Origin of the sequence: Streptomyces sp. NPDC093568, assembly GCF_044764945.1 — a bacterium.
Classification (GTDB): Bacteria; Actinomycetota; Actinomycetes; order Streptomycetales; family Streptomycetaceae; genus Streptomyces.
Genome location: NZ_JBIWJD010000003.1, coordinates 359509 through 384516, shown reverse-complemented (window position 1 = coordinate 384516; position 25008 = coordinate 359509). Strand labels below are relative to the sequence as shown.

The window sequence follows — 25008 nt, the reverse complement described above, 5'->3', positions numbered from 1 at the left end:
CGTCCCTCTCAGGCCGTCTGCCGCGCGGCCGCCCGGCCCGCCGCCCGTCCCGAGAACAGGCAGCCGCCGAGGAAGGTGCCCTCCAGGGCGTTGTAGCCGTGGACGCCGCCACCGCCGAACCCGGCGACCTCTCCGGCCGCGTACAGGCCGTCGATGGCCGTGCCGTCGGCCGTGAGCGCGCGGGAGTCGAGGTCGGTCTGGATGCCGCCGAGGGTCTTGCGGGTCAGCACGTGCAGCTTGACGCCGATCAGAGGGCCGGCCGCCGGGTCGAGGATGCGGTGCGGGGTGGCGACGCGGCCGAGCCGGTCGCCGATGTAGCGGCGGGCGTTGCGGATGCCCTGCACCTGGGCGTCCTTGCTGTAGGGGTTGGCGATCTGCAGGTCGCGGGCCTCGATCTGGCGCCGGATGGTCTCCGCGTCGAGGAGCGGCTTGTCCGTCAACTCGTTCATCTTGCCGACCAGTTGGTCCAGGCCGGAGGCGGTCACGAAGTCCGCGCCGTTGCGCAGGAACGCCGCCACCGGGCCCGGGGCGCCCTTGCCGAGCACGCGCTCCTTGAGGAACCCGGTGCGGTCCTTGGCCGTGATGTCGGGGTTCTGCTCGGAGCCCGACAGCGCGAACTCCTTCTCGATGATCTTCTGGGTGAGGATGAACCAGGAGTGGTCGTAGCCCGCGATGTCGGCGTCGGTGCGCAGGTGCTTGAGGGTGCTGAGGGTGTCGTAGCCCGGCAGGCAGGGGTCGGGCAGGCGGCGGCCGAGGGCGTCGAACCACATCGAGGACGGGCCGGGCAGGATGCGGATGCCGTGGCCGGGCCAGATCGGGTCCCAGTTCTGCAGGCCCTCGGTGTAGTGCCACATGCGGTCGCGGTTGACCAGGCGTACGCCCGCCTCCGCGCTGATGTCGAGCATGCGTCCGTCGACGTAGGCGGGGACTCCGGTGACCATCTCGGTGGGCGGGGTGCCGAGCCGCTCGGGCCAGTAGCGGCGGACGATGTCGTGGTTGGCGCCGATGCCGCCGGTGGTGACGATGACGGCCTGCGCGGTCAGCTCGAACTCGCCGACGCGGTCGCGGTTGGAGGCGACGCCGCGGGGCGAGGGGTCGTCGGCCAGGACCGTGCCGCGCACGCCGCGCGCCGCCCCCTCCTCGATGACCAGTGAGTCGACCTGGTGCCGGTGGTAGAAGGTGAGCAGCCCGTCGCGCGAGGCCTGCTTGGCGTACCGCACGAACGGCTCGACGACGCCGGTGCCGGTGCCCCAGGCGATGTGGAAGCGGGGCACGGAGTTGCCGTGGCCGTCGGCGCGCAGGTCGCCGCGCTCGGCCCAGCCCACCGTGGGCAGGAACTTGATGCCGTGCGTGTCCAGCCAGGTCCGCTTCTCGCCCGCCGCGAACTCGACGTACGCGCGCGCCCAGCGCACCGCCCACGAGTCCTCGTCGTCGGTCCGGTCGAACCCGGCGCTGCCCTGCCAGTCGCTCCAGGCCAGATCGAGGGAGTCCTTGATGCCGAGACGCCGCTGCTCCGGGGAGTCGACGAGGAAGAGCCCGCCGAAGGACCAGAACGCCTGGCCGCCGAGGTTGGCGGCGTTCTCCTGGTCCACCAGCGCGACCCTGCGGCCCCGGCTGGTCAGTTCGCTCGCGGCGACCAGGCCCGCGAGTCCCGCTCCGACGACGATGACGTCGGCATCCATGGCGACCGTCCCTTCCTCATGTCCTCATCGGGTGGTGTCGCTGCCGTCGGTGAGCAGCGCGGTGAGCAGTTGTCCCAGCCAGGCGCGGGCGTGCTCGACGTCCTTGTCCAGCAGCAGTTGGGTGGTGACCCCGTCGTACGCGGCGACCACGGCGTGCGCGGCGCCGTCGATGTCGCCGAGCACGGTGGGCAGTGCGGTGTGGCCCCGGGCGCGGGCGAGCCGGTCGGCGATCGCCCCGCGCAGCCGGGCGCGGTGTTCCAGCAGGGTCTGTGCGACGGCCGGGTTACGGGCGGCGTGCACCAGGAAGTCGGTCTTCACCAGCAGCCAGTCGCGGTCCAGCAGGAGCACGTCGGTGACCCGGTCCACGGCGGCGGGCACGTCCAGGTCCGGCCCGTCGAGGGCGAGCGCCCCGGCCACCTGCTCCGCGATGAGGTCCGCGCGCTGCGCGTAGAGGGCGAAGAACAGCTCGTCCAGGCTGTCGAAGTTGGAGTAGAAGGCGCCCCTGCTGTAGCCGGCGGCCTCGCAGACCTCCTCGATGGAGACACGGCCGAACCCCTTGGCGGCGAACACGGCGAAGGCGGCGTCGAGGAGGTTGGCCCGCGTGCGGACGCGGCGCTTGGTGACGCGCCTGGTCGTTTCCTCCACCGCCATGCCGGGACCTCCGTTCGATACGTGAATGTATCCGATACAGGAATGTATCGAAAAGGGGGACGGGAATCCCGGTCCAGAACGGGGGCGGACGACCCGACCGGAATTAGATGGGAACAGATTTTCGATTCAGGGGTACGCTGGAACCATGGCCACGCACCTCCAGGGCTCCCTGTTCGACCAGACCGACGAGCTGCGGCTCGGCTCCCTCGCCGGGATCCGCCGCACCCCGCTCGCCCATGGCGCCTGGATCGACGTCCTTCCCGGCTGGCTCGGCGGGGCCGACGCCTTGTTCGAACAGCTCGCCGCCGAGGTGCCGTGGCGGGCCGAGCGGCGCACGATGTACGACCACGTGGTCGACGTCCCGCGACTGCTCGCCTTCTACGGGGCCGACGACGTACTCCCGCACCCGGTGCTCGACGAGGCCCGCGACGCGCTCACCGCGCACTACCGCGAGGAACTGGGTGAGCCGTTCACCACGGCCGGGCTCTGCTACTACCGGGACGGCCGGGACAGCGTCGCCTGGCACGGGGACCGCATCGGACGCGGCGCCCGTGAGAACACCATGGTCGCGATCCTCTCCGTGGGCGCGCCGCGCGATCTGCTGCTGCGCCCGGTGCGGGGCGGCGGCGAGACGGTACGGCGTCCGCTGGGGCACGGCGACCTCATCGTGATGGGCGGCTCCTGCCAGCGGACCTGGGAGCACTCGATCCCCAAGACCACACGCGCCGCGGGGCCGCGCATCAGCGTGCAGTTCCGCCCGCAGGGGGTGCGCTGAGGCACACGGACGGCGTGCCCCGCGGCGGAGAGGCGGCCGCTTTCGGGTGCACGCGGGGGCTGCCTCCGGCGGACGGTGCCGGAGGCAGCCCTTCCTCTGGGCGCGGCCCCGCTGCGCCCCCACACTGTCCGGATGAGCGCGCGGACGCAGCCCCCGGCCACCGCTCCCCGGCGCACCGAACTCGACGCGCTGCGGGTGTTCGTCGTCCTCGGCCTGGTCTTCTTCCACTCGGCCCTCGTCTTCTCGCCGGACGACGACTTCTACGTCAAGAACACGCAGACGAGCGAGGCCGTCACCGTGCTGGCCGGGTTCGGGGTCGTGTGGGCGATGCCCATGCTGTTCCTCGTCGCCGGACTCGGCTCCCGGTACTCGATCCGCCGCCGCGGAGCGCGCCGGTTCACCCGGGAACGCCTGCTACGCCTGGGCGTTCCGCTGGTCGTCGCGACACTCCTGCTGTGCCCGCTCCCCCAGTGGCTGCGACTGCGGGCGGCCGACCCCGGCTACGACGAGTCGTACCGGCGCTTCTGGCCGCGCTTCCTCTCCGTCCGTCCGGACGCGGCCGACTTTCCCTTCGTGCTCGACGGGGAGTACTTCGAGACAGGCCATCTGTGGTTCGTCGTGCTCCTGCTGACCTTCAGCCTGCTGCTCGCCCCGGTCGCGGCGCCGCTGGCCGACCGGGCGCGGCGGGTGGGGCAGGCGGTCGAGCGACGCCCGGCGCTGCTTGTGCTGCCCGCCCTGCCGCTCGCCGCGACCAACGCGTTCCTCGGCATGGAAGAGGGCTTCGCGGGCTGGAACCGCTGGGCCTACCTGGTGTTCTTCCTCTTCGGGTACGCCCTCGCGGACGACGACCGCGTGCGTGCGGCCCTGCGCCGGCTCGCGGTGCCGACGGGGGTGGCCGGGCTGGCCCTGTTCGCGGGGACGGCGCCCGGATTCATGGCGCTGGACGACCCGTTCACCGAGTGGAGTCCGTTCGCGCTGGTGACACGGGCACTGTTCGGGGCGGCGGGCTGGTGCTGGGTGGCGGCCATTCTCGGGCTGCTGGACCGGCCGCGCGAGGTCCGGCCCGCCTCCCGCGTAATGAGCTACCTCGGGACCGCCGCGCTGCCCGTGTACGTGCTGCACCAGCCGGTCGTGGTCGCCCTGGCCTACGGCGTGGTGGGCTGGCCGGCGCCGATCGTGGTCGAGTACGCGGTGATCGTGGCCGGTTCGCTGGCGGTGATCCTGGTGCTGTACGAGGGTGTGGTGCGGCGGACGCGGCTGACGCGGTCGCTGTTCGGGATGCGTTCCGGTCCGGCGGTGGCCCTTCCCGTCCAGCCTCCGGACCCCCCGGTCACACCGGCCCGTTGATCTGCTTTGCTGTGTCCGTCGGGCACGGACCTCATCACGCGGGACGATCATGCGGGCAGATGCGCAGCAAGTCGCGGACGGCACCTATCTGGTGCACGGCAGCAACACGAACTGGGTGATCCTGACCGAGGGGGACGCGGTCACACTGATCGACACCGGATACCCCGGCGACCGGGCCAAGCTGCTCGCCTCGCTCACGGAGGTCGGCAGTGCGCCGGAGGCCGTCGAGGCCGTCCTGATCACGCACGCGCACACCGACCACCTGGGCAACGCCGAGTACCTGCGCGCCACCTACGGCACACCGATATACCTCCACGAGGCCGAAGTGCCGCACGCCCGCCGGGAGTTCCTGCACCAGGTCAACGTCGGGACGGTCCTCAAGAACGGCTGGCGGCCGGGTGTGCTGCCCTGGGCGATCCACGCGATCCGCTCCGGCGGCACCGCGCACGTCCCGGTGACCTCCCCCGAGGCGTTCCCGTCGGCGGGCCCGCTGGACCTGCCCGGCCGGCCGGTCCCGGTGCACACGCCCGGCCACACCGACGGCCACAGCGCCTACCACCTGCCGGACGCCGGCGTGGTGATCGCCGGCGACGCGCTGGTGAGCGGGCATCCCACCTCGCGGCTCAAGGGGCCGCAACTGCTGCCTGACATGTTCCACCACGAGCGGGCCCAGGCCATCGCCTCGCTGGACGTCTTCGAAGCCCTCAAGGGCGACGTGCTGCTGCCCGGGCACGGGCCGTTGCACCGCGGCCCGGTGCGGGAAGCCGCTCTTCAGGCCCGCGAGCGCGCCGTCTAGGGTGAGCTGACGATCACAGCGAGGCGAGGACGAACGGCCCATGGCACTCCAGATCAGCGCGACCAATCCGGAGCACCCCGCCCTGCTGCTGGAGCTGCCCTGGCAGCTGCCCCTGGAGAAGTGGCCGGACGAGGTCCTGGTCCCGCTGCCGCGCGGCATCTCCCGGCACATCGTGCGCTACGCCCGGGCCGGCAGCGAGGTGATCGCCGTCAAGGAGCTCGCCCAGCGCCCGGCGCTGCGTGAGTACGAGCTGCTGCGCGACCTCGACCGCATCGGCATCCCGGCGGTCGACCCGCTGGCCGTGGTGACCGGCCGCACCGACGCGGCCGGCGCCCCGCTGGAGTCGGTCCTGGTCACCCGGCACCTGCGCGGCTCACAGCCGTACCGCTCGATGTTCGAGACGACCATGCGCCCCGCTACCATGCACCGTCTGATGGACGCGCTGGCCGTGCTGCTGGTCCGCCTCCACCTCGCCGGGTTCGCGTGGGGCGACTGCTCGCTGTCCAACACGCTGTTCCGGCGGGACGCGGGCGCCTATGCCGCCTACCTGGTGGACGCCGAGACCGGCGATCTGCATCCGCAGCTCAGCGACGGCCAGCGCGACTACGACCTGGACCTCGCCCGGGTCAACATCAGCGGTGAGCTGCTGGACCTGGAGGCGTCCGGGGCGCTGCACCCCTCCGTCGACCCGATCGAGTTCGGCACCGAGATCTGCGCCCGCTACCGGAGCCTGTGGGAGGAGCTGACCCGCACCTCGGTCTATCCGGCGGGCGAGTACCACTACATAGAGCGCCGGATACGCCGCCTGAACGAGCTCGGCTTCGACGTGGCCGAGATGCAGATCGAGCACGCCGCGAACGGCGACACGGTCACCTTCGTGCCCAAGGTCGTCGACGCCGGTCACCACCAGCGTCAGCTGCTGCGCCTGACGGGCCTGGACACCGAGGAGAACCAGGCCCGGCGGCTGCTGAACGACCTGGAGAGCTGGATGGCCACCCAGGACGACTACGACCCGGGTGACCCCCTCGGCGCCCGCCCTGAGGTGCTCGCGCACCGCTGGGTGCGCGATGTCTTCCGCCCCACCGTGCGGGCCGTGCCGCTCGAACTGCGCGGTGCCATGGACGCCGCCGAGATCTACCACGAGCTGCTCGAACACCGCTGGTACCTGTCCGAGCGGGCGCAGCACGACATCGGCCTGGACACGGTGGTCGAGGACTACATCAGCAACATCCTGCCGACGGCCCGGGAGACGCTCCAGCCGACGATGTCCGAGGACGGGGCCGGGCTGACTCGGACGTCCGACTGACTCACCTGCCTCATTCGTGCGGCACCACGGCCACCGGGCAGTCCGCGTGGTGCAGCATGCCGTGCGCCACCGAGCCGATCCGGACGCCCACGGCGCTACGGTGGGCCCGGCGCCCGACGACCATCAGCTGGGCCCGCCCGGCGACCGAGAGCAGCACCTGTCCGCCGCTGCCCATCTCCACGTGCTCGACGACATGGACGTCCGGGAACCGCTCCCGCCACGGCTTCAGCGCGTCGGCCAGCGCCTTCTTCTCGTACGGCTCCAGTCCCCCGGCCTCGTCGAGCAGCTTCAGGGAGCCCGGGCTGTAGGCGAACAGCGGCGGCAGGGTCCACGCCCGTACCGCGCGCACCGCCGCACCGCGCGCCGCGGCGGTCTCGAACGCGAACCGCAGGGCGGCGGCGCTGTCCTCCGGGTCTCCCTGCTGGCCCACGACGATCTCGTGTCCGGCGACCTCGTTGGAGGCCTGGTCACCGGAGCGTACGAGCACGACGGGCCGGGTGGCCCCGGCGATCACCTGCTGTCCGACCGAGCCCAGCAGGAACCCGATGACCCGGCCGTGGCCGCGTGAGCCCAGCACCAGCGTCTCGGCCTCGGCCGCGGCGGCCACGAGCGCCTCGGCGGGCGTGCCCTCGACGACATCGGTGGTCACCTCCAGACCCGGATGTTTCTCGGTGACGGACCGGGCGGCCTCGGCCAGCCCGTCGCGCACCCACTGGGCCTGGGTGTCCTCGTCGCCCGCGTCGATCGCGTCGTGCTGCTGGAACCGCCAGGCGTGCACCACCCGCAGGGGGAGCCCCCGGCGGACGGCTTCGCGGGCGGCCCAGGCCAGCCCGGCGAGGCTCTCCTCCGATCCGTCCACCCCTGCCGTGATCGGGCGCGTCATTCCGGCTGCCTCCTTGTGTCGCGGTCACATCCCTGGGGCCCAGTCTTCACTACGCTGCGACCATGCCTTTGGAGTGGGAGCAGGTGAACGTGGACGCGGCCGACGCCGTGGCCCTGGGGAGCTGGTGGGCGCGGGCGCTCGACTGGGTCGTGGTGAACGACTCGGCCGAGGAGTTCGAGATCCGGCCGGAGCGGGACCGCCTGCCCGGACTGCTCTTCGCGCCCGTCCCGGAGGGCAAGACCGTCAAGAACCGCCTCCACCTCGACTTCCGCCCGGACGACCAGGACGCCGAGGTCGACCGTCTCCTGGCACTCGGGGCGCGGCGCGCGGACATCGGCCAGGGCGACCAGCCGTGGGTCGTGCTCCTGGACCCGGAGGGCAACGAGTTCTGCGTGCTCGGCCCCCGGCACCGCTGAGCGTGCTCGCGGGCGGCCGTCCGCGTACCTGAGCGAACCGCGCGGATCGAACATACGATGGCCGGGAGTCGGCTCGGCGACCCGCGCCCTGGGGACGCTCGCCGCCGCGCCGAGAAGCGACGCCCGGGGTGGGAGACGTATGGCACAGGCCGCCGAAGCAGCGCGGACCGTCATCCTGACCGTGGACGACGACCCGGGAGTCTCCCGGGCGGTCGCCCGCGATCTGCGGCGGCGCTACGGCGAGTCGCACCGGATCGTGCGCGCGGAGTCGGGCGAGTCCGCGCTGGAGGCGCTGCGCGAACTGAAGCTGCGCGGCGACCTGGTCGCGGTGATCCTGGCCGACTACCGCATGCCGCAGATGAACGGCATCGAGTTTCTCGAACAGGCCCTGGACGTGTACCCGGGCGCACGGCGGGTGCTGCTGACCGCGTACGCGGACACCAACGCCGCGATCGACGCGATCAACGTCGTCGACCTCGACCACTACCTGCTCAAGCCGTGGGACCCGCCGGAGGAGAAGCTCTACCCGGTCCTGGACGACCTGCTGGAGGCGTGGCGGCGCAGCGACTACCGGCCGGTGCCCAGCACCAAGGTGGTCGGGCACCGCTGGTCGGCGCGCTCGTCGGAGGTGCGCGAGTTCCTGGCCCGCAACCAGGTGCCCTACCGCTGGTACTCGGCCGAGGAGCCGGAGGGCGAGCGGCTGCTGGCCGCCGCCGGGCACGACGGGCAGCGGCTGCCGCTGGTGGTCACACCCGACGGGACACCCCTCGTGGCACCCGAGGCACCCGAGCTGGCCGCGAAGGTGGGCCTGGCGACGACGCCGACCGCCGACTTCTACGACCTCGTCGTCATCGGCGGCGGACCCGCCGGGCTCGGCGCGGCCGTGTACGGGGCGTCGGAAGGGCTGCGGACCGTGCTGGTGGAGCGGTCGGCGACCGGCGGGCAGGCCGGACAGAGCTCCCGGATCGAGAACTACCTCGGTTTCCCGGACGGCGTCTCGGGCGCCCAGCTCACCGACCGGGCCCGGCGGCAGGCCGCCAAGTTCGGCGCCGAGATCCTCACCGCGCGCGAGGTGACGGGACTGGAGGTCAGCGGCGGCGCCCGGATCGTACGGTTCTCGGACGGCTCGGCGGTCGCCGCGCACAGCGTGATCCTCGCGACCGGCGTGTCCTACCGGCAGCTCCAGGCGCCGGGCTGCGACGACCTGACCGGATGCGGGGTCTACTACGGGTCGGCGCTGACCGAGGCCCCGGCATGCCAGGGGCAGGACGTGTTCATCGTCGGCGGCGCCAACTCCGCGGGGCAGGCGGCGATGTACCTGTCGCGGGGCGCGAAGTCGGTGACGCTGCTGGTGCGCGGGTCCTCGCTGTCGGCGTCCATGTCGCACTACCTGATCCAGCAGATCGAGGAGGCGCCGAACATCTCGGTGCGCCCCCGGACCACCGTAGAGTCCGCGCACGGCTCCGACCATCTGGAGCAGCTGACCCTGCGTGACGTGGACAGCGGGCACACCGAACGCGTCGACGCCCAGTGGATGTTCGTGTTCATCGGCGCGGCCCCTCTGACCGACTGGCTGGACGAGACGGTGCTGCGGGACGAGCGCGGGTTCATCCTGGCGGGGCCCGACCTCACCGCCGACGGGCGGCCGCCGGCCGGCTGGGAGCTGGACCGGCCGCCGTACCACCTGGAGACCAACGTGCCCGGTGTGTTCGTGGCGGGCGACGCGCGCTCGGAGTCCGCCAAGCGCGTCGCGTCCGCCGTCGGAGAGGGAGCCATGGCCGTGATGCTCGTCCACCGATACCTGGAGCAGTCATGAGCGGGCCGGTGCTCCCGTGCGAGCCCGCGGAGATCGGGTCGCTGTTCCTGTTCGAGAAGCTCACCCCAGAGCAGCTCGCCCGGCTGTGCGGCGAGGGGCGGGTGGAGACGTACGAGCCCGGCCCGGTGTACACCGAGGGTGACCCCGCGACCTGCTTCTACGTGATGATCGAGGGCACGGTCGTGCTGTACCGCCGGGTCGGCGGGGACGACGTCGAAGTGACCCGGACGTCCCAGCGCGGGGTGTACGCCGGGTCCATGCAGGCGTACCTGGGCGACCGGGTCCGGCAGGTCTACAACAACTCCATGCGGGTCACCGAGCCGACCCGCTTCTTCGTGCTGCCCGCCGACACGTTCGCGGACATCATGCGCGAGTGGTTCCCGATGGCGGTGCACCTGCTGGAGGGCCTCTTCTTCGGTTCGAAGAGCACCCAGCAGGCCATCGGGCAGCGCGAACGGCTGCTGGCGCTGGGCTCGTTGTCCGCCGGGCTCACGCACGAGCTCAACAACCCCGCCGCGGCGGCCGTACGCGCGACCGCGACGTTGCGCGAGCGGGTGGGCAAGATGCGGCACAAGCTGGCGATCATCGCGCAGGGTTCGTACTCCCCCGAGGTCATGGCCAACCTCATCGACCTTCAGGAACGCACCGCGGAGCGGGTCGCCAAGGCGCCCACGCTCAGTCCGCTGGAGGCGGCCGACCGGGAGGACACGGTCACCGACTGGCTCGACGACCACGACATCCAGGACGGCTGGCGGATCGCGCCCACCTTCGTGCAGGCGGGGCTCGACGTGGACTGGCTGGACCAGGTCGCGGCGGCGGTGGACGAGGAGATCCTGCCGAGCGCGATCGGCTGGCTCAACTACACCGTCGAGACCGAGCTGTTGATGGACGAGATCAACGACTCGACGACCCGCATCTCGCACCTGGTCGACGCGGCCAAGCAGTACTCGCAGCTGGACCGCGCGCCCTTCCAGAACGCCGACGTCCACGAACTCCTCGACAGCACCCTGCTGATGCTGTCGGGCAAGATCGGCCCGCGGATCGACGTCGTGAAGGACTACGACCGCACGCTGCCGAGGATCCCGGCCTACCCGGCCGAGCTCAACCAGGTGTGGACGAACCTGATCGACAACGCGGTCGCCGCGATCAACAGCGCGGGCGGCGAAGGGACGCTGACGGTGCGGACGGCGCCGGATCACGACCGGTTGCTGGTGGAGTTCCGTGACACCGGGGTGGGGATCCCGGCCGACAACAAGAGCCGGATCTTCGATCCCTTCTTCACCACCAAGCCCGTGGGCGAGGGCACGGGGCTCGGACTCGACATCTCCTGGCGCATCGTGACCAACAAGCACCACGGCACCATCCAGGTGCAGTCCGAGCCGGGCGACACACGGTTCCAGGTGCTGCTCCCGCTCACCTCCGAGGAGGCCTCATGACCGGCATCAACGGTATCGACGAGAGCGTGCCGCCGAGCGGCAGCGGGTGCCCGGAGTGCGACGCGGACGGCGGATGGTGGTTCCATCTGCGTCGCTGCGCGCAGTGCGGGCACGTGGGGTGCTGCGACAGTTCGCCCGCCAAGCACGCCACGGCGCACTTCCGGGAGACCGGGCACCCGCTGGTGCAGAGCTTCGAGCCGGGTGAGGCCTGGTACTGGAACTACGCCACGAACGAGTTGTTCGAGTCCGGGCCCGAACTGGCGCCTCCGGCGAGCCATCCGGCGGACCAGCCGACGCCGGGTCCGGCGGGGCGGGTTCCGGCGGACTGGGCGAAGACGTTGCGCGCCTAGGATCCTGGAAGAGCCTGGGAGCCGGGAAGAGCCCGGGAGCCGGGAAGGCAGGAGCGGAAAGCCCCTGTCAGTGGTGAGTGGCAGGATGTCTTCGTGTCGCAAGCCTCCTTCATTACGCCGCTCATCGGGCGGGACAGCGAGTTCGCCCGGCTCTCCGGGGTCTTGGAGCGTGCCCGGGGCGGCGAGGCCCGGGCCGTCCTGGTGGCCGGGGACGCGGGGGTCGGCAAGACGCGGACGCTGGACGAGGTGGCGGGGCGGGCGGCCGCCGACGGCATGACCGTGCTCACCGGGCACTGTGTCGATCTCGGCGATGTCGGGCTGCCGTATCTGCCGTTCACCGAGGTCCTGGGCGTGCTCGCCGGGGACGAGCGGTTCGCGGGTGTCCTCGACGCGCATCCCGTCGTCGGGCGGCTGCTCGGCGGCGGGACGGACGCCGTCAGTGACCGGCTGCGGCTGTTCGAGGGCATCGCCGGGCTGCTGGCCGATCTGGCGGACCTCGCTCCGGTGCTGCTGGTCCTGGAGGATCTGCACTGGGCGGACCAGTCGTCCCGTGATCTGCTGCGGTTCCTGCTCAGCCGGGGGATCCTGCAGCGCACGGCCGGCGGGGCGCCCGGTCACCGGCTGGCGGTGTTCGCGTCGTATCGCGCGGACGATCTGCACCGGCGGCATCCGCTGCGGCCGCTGCTCGCCGAGCTGGTGCGGCTGCCCGCCGTCGAGCGGCTGGAGCTGCGGCCCATGGCCGACACCGAGGTGGCTCAGCTGGTGCGGGCCGTGCAGGAGCGGCCGCTGCCGGACACCACGGTCCGCCGGATCGTGGAGCGGGCCGAGGGCAACGCCTTCTACGCCGAGGAGCTGGTCGCGGCCACGGACACGGAGGCGGGCGGGGTGCCGAGCGGACTGGCCGACGTTCTGCTCATCCGGTTCGAGCAGCTGTCCGACACCGCCCAGCAGGTGCTGCGTACGGCCGCGGTCGCCGGGCGGCGCGTCGAGCACGCCCTGCTGCGCGGTGCGGTCGCCATCGCGGAGGACGAGTTGGAGTCGGCTCTGCGCGAGGCCGTCGGGCGGCAGTTGCTGGTGCCGGGCGACGGCGACACGTACGCGTTCCGGCACGCCCTGGCGCGCGAGGCGGTCTACGCCGACCTGCTGCCCGGCGAACGGGCCCGGCTGCACGGCACGTTCGCGCGGCTGCTCGCCGGGCGCGGCCGTCCGGACGAGACGGCGGCGGAGCGCGCCCACCACTACCGCGAGAGCCATGACCTGGCCGAGGCCCTGGCCGCCTCCCTGGAGGCCGCCGCCCACGCACGCCGGGTCGGCGCGCCGGCCGAGGAACTACGCCATCTGGAGACCGCCCTCGACCTGTGGTCGTCGGTGGAGCCGGCGGCACGGCCTCAGGGCGAGGGCAACGACCGGGTGACGCTCACCCTGCGCGCGTCGGCCGCGGCGGCCCACGCCGGCGAGTCGCACCGGGCGGTCTCCCTCACCCGCTCCGCGCTCGCGGGCGTCGGCCGGGACACGGACACCGAACTGGCCGCCCGGGTCCGCTACACACTGGCCGGCAACCTGCTCGGCGTGGACAGCCTGTCGGCGGCCTACGCCTACAGCAGCGAGGCGCTCGCCCTGATCCCGGCGGAGCCTCCGTCGCGGACGTGGCTGTGGGCGGCGGCCACCCATGTCCTCGCGGCGCGTCAGGTCGGGGAGTACGAGACGGCGCTGCGGGTCGCCCACAAGGCCCTCGGCATCGCCGAGGAGCTCCAGGTGACGGACGCCCGAGCGGATCTGCTCATCTCGCTGGCGGTGCTGGAGGGCGGCGGCCGGCGCACCCCGGAGGGCCGTGAACGGCTATGCGAGGCGCGGGAGTTGGCCCGGGGTTCGGGAAACGCGCCGGTCGAGATGCGCGCCCTGTTCAACCTCGCCGTCGGCTGTTTCGAGGCCGGTGATCTGGAGGGCTGCCTGCCCTGGCTCGCGGAGGGCCTCGACCGGGCGCGGCGTGCGGGGCTGCTGTCCTCGCCGTATCCGCTGGAGATGCGGTATCTGCAGTTGCTGGTGCTGTACACCCTGGGCCGCTGGGACGAGTGTCTGGCCGTCGCGGCGGCCGACGCCGAGGTGCTGCCCGCCGCGGGCGGTTACACGGTGGGTCCCGCGCTGTACGTCGCTCTCGCACGGGGTGACTTCGCGCCCGTGGAGCGCGCCCGTGCCCTGCTGGCGGGGCCGTTCGACTGGATGGCCACGCTGGTCGCGGGCATCGCGCTCACCGACGCCGCCGCGCTGCGCGGTGACGCGGAGGCGGCCGTGGAGCGGATGCGGTCCACCGTCGCGGCGCTCACCGACGAGGCGGGCACACCGCCCGACGCCACGGTCCGGCTGGCCGCCCTGGCGCTGTCCGCGGTCGCCGACCGGGCCGCCGGACTGCGGCAGAGCGGGGACGCGGCCGGGGCGCGCCGCTGGGCGGACACGGCGACCGAGCTGGTCGAGGCGGCACGGGCGACGGCCGTACGCGGCGACGGCACACCGCAGGGCCCGGAGGGCATGGCGTGGCTGGCCCGCGCCGAGGCGGAGTGGAGGCGGGCCGTGACCGGTGCGGACGCCGAGGTGTGGGCGAAGGCGGTGGCCGCGTTCGACTACGGCGACGACTACGAGCGGGCCCGGTGCCGACTGCGGTACGCCGAGGCCCTGTTGGCGGCGGAGGACCGCGAGGCGGCGGCCGCCGAGGCCCGGGCCGCGCGCGAGACGGCGGCCCGGCTGGGCGCGACCCCGCTGGTGGAGCGCCTGGACGCGCTGATCCGCCGCGGCCGCCTCGCGGAGCCCGCCGCCGACCGGTCCTCCCCGCTCACGGCCCGCGAGCAGGACGTCCTGCACCTGCTCGCGCTCGGCCGCAGCAACCGGCAGATCGGCGAGGAGCTGTACATCACCGGCAAGACGGCGAGCGTCCATGTCTCCAACATCCTCGCGAAGCTGGGCGCCGCGAGCCGTACGGAGGCGGTGGCGATCGCCTACCGGGAGGGGCTGATCTCCCGCGAGGAGGCCGTGGGCTGACGCGTGGTGCGGCCGGTCAGCCGCCGGCGTCGCAGTCCAGCGCCGTCAGGTCGACGGCGTCGGCCATCGCCTGCATGCCCTTGTCGTTGGGGTGTATGTGGTCGCCGCCGTCGAGGGCGGGAAGCATCCTCTCCTTGTCGTAGGGGCTGCGCAGGATGCGGTCGAAGTCGGTGACCGCGTCGAACTCGCCCCCGTCGCGGATGAAGGTGTTGACCTCCTGGCGTACGGCCTCGGCGGCCGGGTCCCATTCGTGCCAGCCCTTGAAGGGGGCCACGGTCGCGCCGACGACGCACTTGCCGGCCGCGTGCGCCCGGTCGACGATCTCGCGGTATCCCTCGATCAGGTCGTCGGCCGTGACACCCGAGTGGGCCTTGATGTCGTTCACGCCCTGGAACAGGAACACCGTCCGTACGCCGGGCTGGGACAGGACGTCCCGGTCCAGCCGGTTCAGGGAGCTCTGGCCGGGGCCGTCCGCGAGGACCTTGTTGCCCGAGATCCCCTCGTTGGCGACGCCCTTGACCGCGGTGTCCGCCTTCCGCAGGCGGCGGGCCAGGTAGTCCGGCCAGCGCCGGTTCAGCTCGGACGTGGACTGCCAGCCGTCGGTGATGGAGTCGCCGAGGGCGACCACGGCTCCCGTGCCCTTGGGGGCCTGTACGGAGACGGCGTCGAGGTAGAACCAGGAGCCGGTGGGGATGGTCCACGCGGCTCCGCTCTCCTCGGCGGTGTGGTCGCCCTGGGTGGCGTAGGACGTCTGCATGGCCATCCAGTGACCGCTCGCCGGGCCGCCCGCGTCCGGGCTGTGCAGGCTGACGACCAGGTTGGTCGCCGGAGCCAGCCTGCCGGGCAGCGGGTCGCTCCACACGGTCTCCCCCGCCGGCACGGTGACGGACCGTTCGCCCCCGAAGGCCAGGCGCCGGTTGCTGCCGGGTCGCAGCTCGGCGCCGCGCAGCTGGATGCCGGCGTGGACACTGTCGAGGGTCAGCGGGCGGTCGCCGAAGGCGTTGGAGAGCCGGACCCGCACACCGGTGCCGCCGACGCTGGTGTGCACGACGAGCCGGTAGCTGCGGCCCGCGACGCCGTCGCCCATGCCGTCGGCACTCGCCGCCCAGGTGACGACGCCGGTGGGGTCACCGGTCGCCTCGGGGGGCGCGGACTGGCAGGCGACGAGCGTCAGCAGGGCGGCTGTCAGCGGGAGCGCGGCCCTCACCGGGTGAATTCCTTCAGCGTGACGGACTCGCCGGGCTCAAGGGTGACCGAGCGGGACACCGCGCCGTACCGGACCGTGGTGGTGCGGCCGCCGACGCTGCGGATCTCGGCCTCGGCCGGTTTCCCGTCGCGCCAGCGCAGGTCGACCTCGAAGCCGCCGCGCGCGGGGACGCCCTGGACGTGACCGGAGGCAGCCCAGGCGTCGGGCAGGGCGGGGAGGAGCTCGATGTGTCCGGGCCGGGAGTACAGCAGCATCTCGACCATCGCGGCCGGGGTGCCGAAGTTGGCGTCGATCTGGAAGATGCCCCGGCCCCGCTCCACCTCGTAGATGTCGAAGAGGTTGAACGCCGTGCCGTTGCTGCCGTCGGTCGAGGGGCGCAGGTTGTTGACGATGAGCTGGTAGGCCTTGTCGGCGTCCTTCAGGCGGGCCCAGCACAGGCTGCGCCAGGCGTTGGCCCAGCCGAAGCTCTCCATGCCGCGCGCGGCGAGCAGGGCGGTGGCGCCGGCCACGACGCCGGCCGGGGTGGAGCCGTCGGGTCGGATACGGTCCCCGGGGAACAGGCCGTAGAGCGGGGACAGGTGGCGGTGCGTCGTCTCACCCAGGTTGTCCGGCGACATCCACTCCTCCAGCCACCCGGTGGTCGGGCTGACCTGCGGCAGGTACAGCTTTCTGCGCAGTGAGGCGATCGTGTCCGCGTAGTCGGTGTCCTTCCGCAGCTCGGCCGCCGCGGTGCAGTAGTTCCCGAACAGCGCCCACACCAGTTCCTGAGCATAGGTGATGCCCTTGGCGTCCAGCGGGCCGTGTTCCGGAGACCAGTCGCTGTCGGCGATGAGCACCTCCCTCGAGGTGCCGGGGAGGGTGGTGGTGAGCAGCCGCGCCTCCCAGAACTCGCACGCGCCCTTCAGGAGGGGGTAGATCCGCTTCAGGTGCTCCCGCGAGCCGGTGTACTCGTAGTGCTCCCACAGGGTGGTGCACAGCCACGCGTTGCCCGCCGGATGCCACCACCAGCCGCCACCGCCGTACGGGTTGGTGGAGATGGCGACCGTCCAGCCGGCGTTCTTGCCGGTGGAGTTGCGGTAGCGGTTGCGCGGGTCGTTGAACAGGCGGCGGGTGGTGTCGGTCCAGGACGGCAGCTGGGCCAGGCAGTAGTCGGTGAGGGCGTCGAAGCAGGGGGACAGGCCGGTGCGGTCGGCCATCCAGTAGTTCATCTGGATGTTGATGTCGGTGTGGTAGTCACCCATCCAGTCCGGATCGTTGCCGTCCAGCCACAGGCCCTGCAGGCCCATCGGCAGGCTGTCGCGCGAGCCGGTGATCATGAGGTAGCGGCCGTACTGGAGGTAGGCCGCCTCCAGTTCCGGGTCGGGTTCGGGGCCGAGGGTACGGGCGTGCAGGCGCTCCCAGGTGTCCAGTGCGCGCTGTGCCTCGGTGGAGGTGCCGAGGGAGATGTCGAGGCGGCCGTACAGGGCGCGGTAGTCGGCGACGTGGGTGCGGCGCAGGGCGTCGGCGGACTCCGCGGCGGCGGCGCGGACCTTCGTCCGGGCCAGTCGCTCGGGGTCGAGGGAGGGGTCGCGGAAGCCGGCCTGCGCGTCGGGCGCGTAGTTCGTGCCGGCGCTGACGACCACGGTGAGGTCCTTGCAGCCGGAGAAGTCGATGCGGGTGCCCTCGAGGGTGACCTTGCCGCCGGTGCCGCGGGCCTTGACGGCGGCGCCGTAGCGCAGGCCGTTGGGGAGGGCCGCGCCGAAGGACTCGGCGGCCGTGGGCTGCTCGCCGTGGGTGCCGGTGAGGGTGATGCTGCCGGTGTAGCGGCCGCCGCCGCTCTGCGTGAAGCGCAGGACGATGACGTCGTCGGGGTGGCTGGCGTACATCTCACGCCGGTAGGTGACGCCGGAGCGGACGTAGGAGCTGGTGACCAGGCCCTGGGCCAGGTCGAGGGTGCGGCGGTAGCCGTTGACGCCGCCGAGGTCGTGGTCGGGGATGTCGACGGCGAGCTTGGCGAGCAGGGTGAACGAGCCGAAGTCGGAGCGGCCGTAGGGGAACTGGCCGTCCTGGTCGAGGGTGTCGTTGAGGCCGCCGGTCCACATGGTGGCGTCGGTGATCAGGAGGAGCTCGCGGCCGGGGTCGTTGCTCGCGAGGGCGCCGATACGGCCGTTGCCGACGGGCAGGCCCTGTTCGATCAGCGAGCCCTCGTCGCCCGGTGCCTGCCACCACAGCCGGTGCCGGGCGGCGTCGGCGGGCAGCGGGACCTCGGCGGGGCGGACCGGCGCGGCGGAGGCGGTGAACGTGGGCAGGGTGCCGAGGGCGGCGGTGAGGCCCGCGGTGGTGGCGAGGGAGAGAAGGGTTCTTCGGCTCGGCCGGTTCGGGTCGGCGTTCATGAGGGCTCCGGGTACGTCCGGGGCCGGGGCCCGGCGCACGGCCGGGCCCCGACTGAGGGAGGTCAGAGGGACTTCGGTACGTCGATCCGGTCGATGTCCGGCGCGTAGCCGGTGCCGCTGTCGAAGGTGACGGTGTTGGCGCCGGCCTTGAGCTTCACCGGCACGTAGACGCTGTTGACGGTCCCCCAGTCGCCGGTGGACGCGAACTTGTGCGAGGTGGCGCCACCGCCGTTGGCCGAGACGAGGACGGACCGGGCGTCACCGCTGACGTAGGCGACCTTGATCTGGTAGGTGCCGGACTTGGCCACCGTGACGTCGTTGACGGTGACCTTGCCGCCCGTGTAGAGGTTGCCGACCTTGCGGCCGTCGGAGCAGGCGGAGCAGTCGGCCACGGAGGCGTTGCCGCTCAGGGTGTTGGTGCCCGCCTCGGCCTCGTGGGCGGTCCAGGCGAGGGCGGTGCCGCGCGGGGTGACGGTGAACAGGCGGGAGCCGTGGGCCGGGAGGGCCTGGGTGATCTTGTCGGTGTAGGTGCCGAGGCCTTCCTTGTTCCATACGTCGCGCACGGAGGCCTTGCCCTTGAAGCCGAGCGTGGACCAGTCGGCGGTCACCGAGGCGGGGGCGTCGGAGAGGTTGAACAGGGCGACGGCGTAGGTGCCGTCGGGGTTCTTCGCGGCCCACACCTGCTGCGGGTCGGAGGCGGTGACGGGCTCGGCGGGCGGGGCGCTGCTCTGGTTGATGCCGATGACCTCACGGTTGGTCAGCAGCGACAGGCCGTAGGAGTCGAGCTTGGTGAGGTCGTCGCCGGTGAACAGCGGGGACTTGGCGATCGCCCAGAGGGTGGCGTAGCTCTGCCGTTCGGCCTTGGTGAGGCCGTCCATCTCGCCGTTGCCGACGTTGAGGGAGTCGAGGTCGTTCCAGCCGCCGGGGCCGGCGTGGCCGGTCCAGGCGGGGGCGTCGTCCCAGCGGTCGTCGACCGAGTTCTCCCAGGTGACCAGGGTGTTGCAGTAGCACTCGACGTCGGTGTCGATGCGCCAGCCGTTGGAGTACTTCTTCCAGTCCTCGACGTGCCCGTAGGCGAGGGACCAGGACAGCTCCAGGTGGATCGGGCGGCCGGCGGTGGCGATGGCCTTCTGCCAGGCCGCGACGTCGGCGACGTTGTTGTAGTTGTCGCCGTCCTTGAACGAGCCGGGGCCCACGCCGTCGAGCTTCAGGAAGTCGTAGCCCCAGTCGGCGAACATCCGCGCCTGGGAGTCGATGTACTTCTGGGCGCAGGGGTTCGAGAAGTCGATCTTGTACGCGCTGTCCCAGCCGTTGGTGGTGCGCAGGTCGTCGTAGACGATGTCGCCGGTCGTGCAGCCGTCGGCGTTCCAGATCGGGTTCCTGCCGTCGTTGTACGCCCCCTTCTCCAGGCCGACCGGGAGGTAGATGCCGGCCTTGAGGCCCTTGGAGTGGATGCGGTCGGCGACGGCCTTCATGCCGCTGGGGAAACGCACCGGGTCGGCCTTCTGCCGTCCGTACTCGTCGAACTGCGACTTCCAGGACCAGTCCATCCACCAGCCGGCGTCTATGTTGACGTACTCGTAGCCGTACTTCTTCAGCTTGGCGGCCATGGCGTCGGTCTGCTTGTCGACGTTCGCCTCGGAGAGATAGCTGTAGTCGCCCTTCGGGTTGAGGCCCGGGTACTTCGACGACTGCATGGTCCAGCTCGTCCAGCCCATGTAGGGCTCGGCGGCCACGCCGGTGGTGGTGGTCGGGGCGGCCGGGGGCGTGGTGGTCCCGGCCTGTGCGGCGGGGACGGCGGCGGTGACACCGGCGGTGAGGGCCAGGACCACCACGGCTCTCAGGGCGCGTGCGGGCATGGCGGAGTACGAGGATGACCTCATGGGTCGGGCCTCCCTGGGTTTGTTCAGCGGTTCTGGCGCTGGTCGTCGGCTCGGATGAAGGACTGGATGGCGGTGGCCGCGGCTCCGCGCGCCCACTCCTCGAAGGGCAGCGGGCGGGTCTGTACGTCGCACCGGTCGGCGGAGCCGAACGCGGCCGCGGCGAACGCGTCGCGGATCTGCTCGGCGAACAGGTCATGGGCGGCGAGGCCCTCGCCGGAGATGATCACCCGCTCGGGGCCGAGCAGGTTGGCCACGGTGGCGATGCCGCGGCCGATCGCCTCGCCCGCGCGGGCGTAGGCCTCGCGTGCCCCGGCGACCCCCTGGTGGGCGAGCGCCACGGCCTCGGCGGTGTCGGCGACCTCGACGCCGGTGGTCTCGCGGATCCGCCGGAGGATCGCGGCATCCCCGGCGATGGCCTCCACGCAGCCGCGGTTGCCGCAGTGGCAGGGCGGGCCGGCCGGATCGACGGTCACATGGCCGATCTCCCCGGCCACGCCGTGCGCCCCGGCGACCACCCGGCCGTGCACGACGAGGCCGCAGCCGATGCCGGCGCCGACGGTCACCACGGCGAAGTCGGACAGGCCGACACCGGCGCCGAACCACTGCTCGGCGACGGTGAGGGCGCGCACGTCGTTGTCGACGGTGACCGGCAGTCCGGTGGTCGCGGCGGCGAGTTCGGCGAGCGGCACGTCCCGCCACTCCAGGAACGGTGAGTAGCGGACGACGCCCGCGGTGCGGTCCACGTCTCCGGAGACGGCGATGCCGAGGCCGAGGACGGGGATCCCCAAGTCGGCGGCCCGCGCGAGCAGTTCGCCCGTCAGCTCGGCGACCGAGGCCAGCACGCCCTTGGGTTCGGGGTCCGGCAGCGGGGCGTGGCGGGCGACGCGGATCCGGCAGCACAGGTCGGTGAGGACACCGATGATCTCGTCGCCGGTCACCTTGACGCCGATGAACAGCGCCCGTCCCCCGTCGACCCGCACCGGGTTGGCGGGCCGGCCGAGCGTGGGGCGGGTCGACTCGTCCACGTCCTCCACCAGGTAGCCGGCCTCGATCAGGGGCCGTACCGCCTTGGTGACGGCGGCCGGGGACAGTCCCGCCCGCCGGGCCACCTCCAGGCGGGTGAGGGGCCCGTGGCTGAGGACCGTGGTGAAGATCTGCGAGGCGGCCGGCGTGTTGGCCGGGAACGTCTCGGCGCGGTGGGTCGAGGACATGTGCGGAACCTATGGCCCTTATTTTCCGCCGTCAATAAAAGAAGCAGGATTAGTTGACCCGCTGCGGATCCCTGCGCTCCAGGGCTCCTACCCGGTGATCGGCGTCTGTCCAACTGTGCGTCGTCTGTGGCGATGTGACGGGATGCGAGAAGGTTGCCCCGCACGCAGATGATCGTTCTCGTATCGACAGCACATCGAAGGAACGGGAGGAACCCGCATGGTCTCGACAGCGGTGGTCAGAGGTACGGCGGTGGCGGCGGCCCTGGTGTCGCTCCTGGCGGTCCCCGCGCACGCCACGCCTCTGGAACCCGGCACGACCAGGGCCGAAGTCGCGGCGGCCGCGGCGGCCGCCCCGGACATGGCGGGCCTGCGGAACACCCTGCGAGCGGCGACGCGGCAGGGCGCGCCGGGCGCGATGGCGCGGCTCGACGACCACGGCTCCGTCCAGTGGGCGGCCGTGGGGGTGGCCGACCGGGGGACCGGACGGGTCCTCAGCAACGCCGACCGGTTCCGCATCGGCAGCGTCACCAAGATCTTCTCGGCCGTCGTCCTGCTGCAACTGGCCGACGAGAAGAAGCTTGCGCTCGACGCGCCGGTCAACCGCTATCTGCCGGGGCTGCTGCCCGACGACCGCATCACGGTGCGCCATGTGCTCAGCCACCGCAGCGGCCTGCACGACTACACCAACGAGATGTTCGCGCGGACGGTTCCCGGCTTCGAGGCGGTCCGCAACAAGGTCTTCACCTACCGGCAGTTGGTGAACCGCTCCCTCAGCAAGCCTCGGACCACCGCGCCGGGCGGCCCGTACTCGTACTCCAACACCAACTTCATCGTCGCCGGAATGCTCATCGAGAAGCTGACCGGGCACGCCGTGAGCACGGAGTACCAGAACCGGATCATCGATCCGCTGGAGCTCAGCGACACGTTCTACGTGCACCCCGGCACGAAGATCCCCGGCCGGCACGCCCGCGGTTATCTCACCCCGGACACCGCCGGCGGGGCGCTGGTCGACGCCACCGAGCAGACGGTGTCCTGGGCGCAGAGCGCGGGCGCGGTCATCTCCAGCACGCGGGACCTCAACACCTTCCTGTCGGCGCTGCTCGGCGGCCGGCTGACCTCCCGCGCCCAGCTGGCCCAGATGCAGCGGTGGGTGCCGGCGGGCAGCGCACAGGCGTACGGGCTCGGGCTGCGGCGGCGCGATCTGTCGTGCGGGGTCTCCGTCTACGGCCACACGGGTGCCGTACAGGGCTACTACTCGTACGCGTTCGCGTCAAAGGACGGCAAGCGCGCCTTCTCCGCGCTCGCCAACGCCTCCAACAGCGGCACGGTGCACACCACGATGCTGGGCTCGCTGGACTCCGCGTTCTGCGGCAAGCAGACGAAGAAGTCGCGCGGCACCGCAAGGTCGGCCGACCCGCAGGAGGACAGCGAGCCGGGGAAGGCGCCGGCCCGCCCCTGACGTGGACCAGCGGCCGCACCTCGGGTGGGAACCCTCGGGATCCGGTGTGCGTTTTCCGGACATCCCCACCGGATCCCGAACCACCCACCAGGACGGCCCGATGAGCGAGTTGGTCCCCGGCGGCAATCTGCCCCTCCCGGGCGGCGGCGTGATCGTCCGGGTACCCGGCCCCTTCGACGTGTCCGCGCTCATCACCGACGACGGCGGCAAGGTCGGGGGCGACGCCGACTTCGTGTTCTACAACCAGCCGTCCGCGCCGGGCGCCCGGCTGCACGGCGACACGCTGACGGTCGACCCACCGCGGCTGCGTGCCGGGGCGAGCCGGATCACGGTGGTGGTCAGCCCGGCCGATCCCGGCACTCCCCTGGGCCGGCTGCCCGCCCCCGCGCTGCTCGTCACCGACTCCGGCGGCCGCCTGGTCGCCCGGTTCACCCCGCCGCGCCCACGCCAGGAGACCGTGCTGCTGCTCGCGGAGCTCTACCGGCGCGGCGCCGGCTGGAAGGTGCGGGCTCTGGGGCAGGGGTACGCCGACGGGCTGGCGGGGCTCGCGCGCGACTTCGGGGTGGACGTGATCGAGGACGCGACACCGGCGCCGCCCCAGCGGACACCTGCGCCGCCCCTCGCGCCGACCGCACGGCCGACGACGATGCACACGCTGGCCGACTTCAGCGTCCCGCACGCTCCCTCCCCCGATCCCGACGGCTTCCTGGGCCTGGTCAACTCCGCCCGCGCGGGCGCCGGTTCGCCGCCCGTCACGCTCGACAGCCGGCTCGCGTCCGCGGCCCGGGCGCACGCCGCCGCGATGGCCTCGGCGGGACGGCTGGGCGTCGAGGGCCCTGACGGCGTCTCCGTGTACCAGCGCATCACCGCCGCCGGGTACACCTACGTCACCGTCGGCGAGCACCTGGTGTCCGGCCCCCGCACCCCGGCCGAGTTCGTCGCGTACTGCCTGCGCACCGACGGCCCGCGCCGCACCCTGCGCGACCCGGCCTTCAGGCACGCCGCCCTGGCCCAGGTCACGGGCGGGCGCCCGGGCGACACGTACTGGACGGCGCTGTGGGCCAGGCCGCTCACGCCCGGCGACCTGCCCCGCACCGCGGCCGAGGTCGTCGACCTGACCAACCGGGAGCGGGCCCGGGCCGGTCTGCACCCCCTTGCCGTCGATCCCGCGCTCACCGGCGCCGCGCAGGCCTACAGCACTGACATGGCGGTCCGCGCCTTCTACTCGCACACCTCGCCCGAGGGCACCCAGCCCTGGGACCGGGCGGCCGCTGCGGGCTCCCGGATGCGCACGATCGGGGAGAACATCGCGTGCGGACAGCGCTCCGCCGGCGAGGTCGTGGACGGCTGGATGAACAGTCCGGGCCATCGCGCCAACATCCTCAAGCGGGACTTCACCCACATAGGCATCGGCTTCGCGGGCGGCGGCCCGGCGGGCACGTACTGGACCCAACTCTTCGGCGGCTGACGGCCGGTGACGGGCGACACGCCGCGATCTAGGCGGAAGGATGCCGTCCGGGACAGGATGCCCCCATGAAGGGTGACCTCTTTTCCAGCGAGCACATGGTCCAGCCCGCCACCGCGCCGGGCATGACGACAGAGAACGCCAAGTGCATCAAGTACGCGGTGAACGGCGAGATGCACGCACGTCAGGGTGCGATGGTCGCCTACCGCGGCAATCTCCAGTTCGAGCGCAAGGGCCAGGGCGTGGGCGGGATGCTCAAGCGGGCGGTGACGGGCGAGGGCCTGCCGCTGATGGCGGTGCGCGGGCAGGGCGAGGCGTGGTTCGCGCACGAGGCGCAGAACTGCTTCATCGTCGACGTCGACCCCGGCGACGAGTTCACGGTCAACGGCCGCAACGTCCTGTGTTTCGACGCGTCGTTGTCCTACCGGATAGCGACGGTGAAGGGTTCGGGCATCGCCGGTGGCGGCCTGTTCAACAGCGTCTTCACGGGCCAGGGCAGGCTCGGGCTGGTCTGCGACGGCAACCCCCTGGTCATCCCGGTCTCGCCGGAGTACCCGGTGTACGTCGACACGGACGCGGTGGTCGGCTGGACCGCCGGGCTGCAGACCTCGCTGCATCGTTCGCAGTCCCTCGGCTCGATGCTGCGCGGCGGTTCCGGGGAGGCCGTCCAGCTGATGCTCCAAGGTCAGGGGTATGTCGTCGTACGGCCGAGCGAGGCGACACAGCAGAAGCCTCAGCAGCACTGACGCGCCGCCGTGAGGTGATCTGCGCCTCACAGGCAACCCCGGCCGCCGTGCCGACGTCTTGATCGACAACAGGTGAGGCCCTGGCCGACCTTCCGGCCAGGGCCTGTTTCTCAACGCTCTATACACGCCATGTATACACGTCACGTATACCAACCATGTATACACAGTGCGTAT

19 protein-coding genes are annotated in these 25008 nt (G+C 72.2%); 12 read left to right on the top strand and 7 right to left on the bottom strand.

All coding sequences use genetic code 11. The annotated features are described in order from the left end of the window. Positions 1–8 precede the first annotated feature (8 nt). On the bottom strand, positions 9–1682 hold the full coding sequence (locus ACIRD7_RS15855; RefSeq protein ID WP_403453405.1) for an FAD-binding dehydrogenase: 1674 nt from the start codon (positions 1680–1682) through the stop codon (positions 9–11). A 24-nt stretch (positions 1683–1706) separates the two neighbouring features. Then, the gene (locus ACIRD7_RS15850) at positions 1707–2333 is read right to left on the bottom strand and encodes a TetR/AcrR family transcriptional regulator (RefSeq protein ID WP_403453404.1); all 627 of its coding nucleotides are present in this window, start codon (positions 2331–2333) and stop codon (positions 1707–1709) included. Between the two features lie 145 nt (positions 2334–2478). Here ACIRD7_RS15850 and ACIRD7_RS15845 point away from each other — a divergent pair, with 145 nt between their 5' ends. From ACIRD7_RS15845 to ACIRD7_RS15830, 4 genes are all read left to right on the top strand, one after another. Next, complete coding sequence (locus ACIRD7_RS15845) at positions 2479–3108, top strand: alpha-ketoglutarate-dependent dioxygenase AlkB (RefSeq protein ID WP_403453403.1); 630 nt, start codon at positions 2479–2481, stop codon at positions 3106–3108. 132 nt (positions 3109–3240) lie between these two features. After that, positions 3241–4455 carry an acyltransferase gene (locus ACIRD7_RS15840; RefSeq protein WP_403453402.1) on the top strand — a complete coding sequence of 405 codons (1215 nt, stop codon included), beginning with the start codon at positions 3241–3243 and terminating at the stop codon, positions 4453–4455. Between the two features lie 49 nt (positions 4456–4504). Then, positions 4505–5251: an MBL fold metallo-hydrolase gene (locus ACIRD7_RS15835; RefSeq protein ID WP_403453401.1), complete on the top strand. Its 747-nt coding sequence runs from the start codon at positions 4505–4507 to the stop codon at positions 5249–5251. 40 nt (positions 5252–5291) lie between these two features. After that, the gene (locus tag ACIRD7_RS15830; RefSeq protein ID WP_403453400.1) at positions 5292–6557 is read left to right on the top strand and encodes a DUF4032 domain-containing protein; all 1266 of its coding nucleotides are present in this window, start codon (positions 5292–5294) and stop codon (positions 6555–6557) included. A 10-nt stretch (positions 6558–6567) separates the two neighbouring features. Here the strand turns inward: ACIRD7_RS15830 and ACIRD7_RS15825 are convergent, their stop codons facing one another. Further along, positions 6568–7440 (bottom strand): universal stress protein, encoded by an 873-nt coding sequence (locus tag ACIRD7_RS15825; RefSeq protein WP_403453399.1) that lies wholly within the window; start codon positions 7438–7440, stop codon positions 6568–6570. Positions 7441–7502: 62 nt separating this feature from the next. On the opposite strand from ACIRD7_RS15825, the gene ACIRD7_RS15820 reads away from it, so the two are divergent. The 5 genes from ACIRD7_RS15820 to ACIRD7_RS15800 all read left to right on the top strand — a co-directional run bounded on the left by ACIRD7_RS15820 (position 7503) and on the right by ACIRD7_RS15800 (position 14491). Next, the gene (locus ACIRD7_RS15820; RefSeq protein WP_403453398.1) at positions 7503–7856 is read left to right on the top strand and encodes a VOC family protein; all 354 of its coding nucleotides are present in this window, start codon (positions 7503–7505) and stop codon (positions 7854–7856) included. A gap of 139 nt (positions 7857–7995) precedes the next feature. Continuing rightward, positions 7996–9672 carry an FAD-dependent oxidoreductase gene (locus tag ACIRD7_RS15815; RefSeq protein WP_403453397.1) on the top strand — a complete coding sequence of 559 codons (1677 nt, stop codon included), beginning with the start codon at positions 7996–7998 and terminating at the stop codon, positions 9670–9672. Beyond that, positions 9669–11108, top strand: coding sequence for an ATP-binding protein (locus ACIRD7_RS15810; RefSeq protein WP_403453396.1), 1440 nt, complete (start codon positions 9669–9671; stop codon positions 11106–11108). The genes ACIRD7_RS15815 and ACIRD7_RS15810 overlap by 4 nt, the downstream gene beginning before the upstream one ends. After that, positions 11105–11458, top strand: a complete 354-nt coding sequence (locus ACIRD7_RS15805; RefSeq protein WP_403453395.1) for a UBP-type zinc finger domain-containing protein — start codon at positions 11105–11107, stop codon at positions 11456–11458. The genes ACIRD7_RS15810 and ACIRD7_RS15805 overlap by 4 nt, the downstream gene beginning before the upstream one ends. Before the next feature lie 93 nt (positions 11459–11551). Next, positions 11552–14491, top strand: coding sequence for an ATP-binding protein (locus tag ACIRD7_RS15800; RefSeq protein WP_403453394.1), 2940 nt, complete (start codon positions 11552–11554; stop codon positions 14489–14491). A 16-nt stretch (positions 14492–14507) separates the two neighbouring features. On the opposite strand, the gene ACIRD7_RS15795 is transcribed toward ACIRD7_RS15800, so the two are convergent. From ACIRD7_RS15795 to ACIRD7_RS15780, 4 genes are all read right to left on the bottom strand, one after another. Further along, on the bottom strand, positions 14508–15668 hold the full coding sequence (locus ACIRD7_RS15795; RefSeq protein ID WP_403453856.1) for an SGNH/GDSL hydrolase family protein: 1161 nt from the start codon (positions 15666–15668) through the stop codon (positions 14508–14510). A 26-nt stretch (positions 15669–15694) separates the two neighbouring features. Then, on the bottom strand, positions 15695–18070 hold the full coding sequence (locus ACIRD7_RS15790) for a glycosyl hydrolase family 95 catalytic domain-containing protein (protein ID WP_403453393.1): 2376 nt from the start codon (positions 18068–18070) through the stop codon (positions 15695–15697). Between the two features lie 62 nt (positions 18071–18132). Next, a complete protein-coding gene (locus tag ACIRD7_RS15785) occupies positions 18133–19953 on the bottom strand; it encodes an alpha-galactosidase D (RefSeq protein WP_403453392.1) in 1821 nt (606 codons plus the stop codon). 23 nt (positions 19954–19976) lie between these two features. Beyond that, positions 19977–21164, bottom strand: a complete 1188-nt coding sequence (locus ACIRD7_RS15780; protein WP_403453391.1) for an ROK family protein — start codon at positions 21162–21164, stop codon at positions 19977–19979. Between the two features lie 217 nt (positions 21165–21381). Between ACIRD7_RS15780 and ACIRD7_RS15775 the strand changes: the two genes are divergently transcribed. The 3 genes from ACIRD7_RS15775 (at position 21382) to ACIRD7_RS15765 (ending at position 24834) form a co-directional block, all read left to right on the top strand. Continuing rightward, positions 21382–22623 (top strand): serine hydrolase domain-containing protein, encoded by a 1242-nt coding sequence (locus tag ACIRD7_RS15775; protein ID WP_403453390.1) that lies wholly within the window; start codon positions 21382–21384, stop codon positions 22621–22623. Positions 22624–22723: 100 nt separating this feature from the next. Beyond that, complete coding sequence (locus ACIRD7_RS15770) at positions 22724–24091, top strand: CAP domain-containing protein (protein ID WP_403453389.1); 1368 nt, start codon at positions 22724–22726, stop codon at positions 24089–24091. A 65-nt stretch (positions 24092–24156) separates the two neighbouring features. Continuing rightward, positions 24157–24834 (top strand): AIM24 family protein, encoded by a 678-nt coding sequence (locus ACIRD7_RS15765; RefSeq protein WP_403453388.1) that lies wholly within the window; start codon positions 24157–24159, stop codon positions 24832–24834. Positions 24835–25008 lie beyond the last annotated feature (174 nt).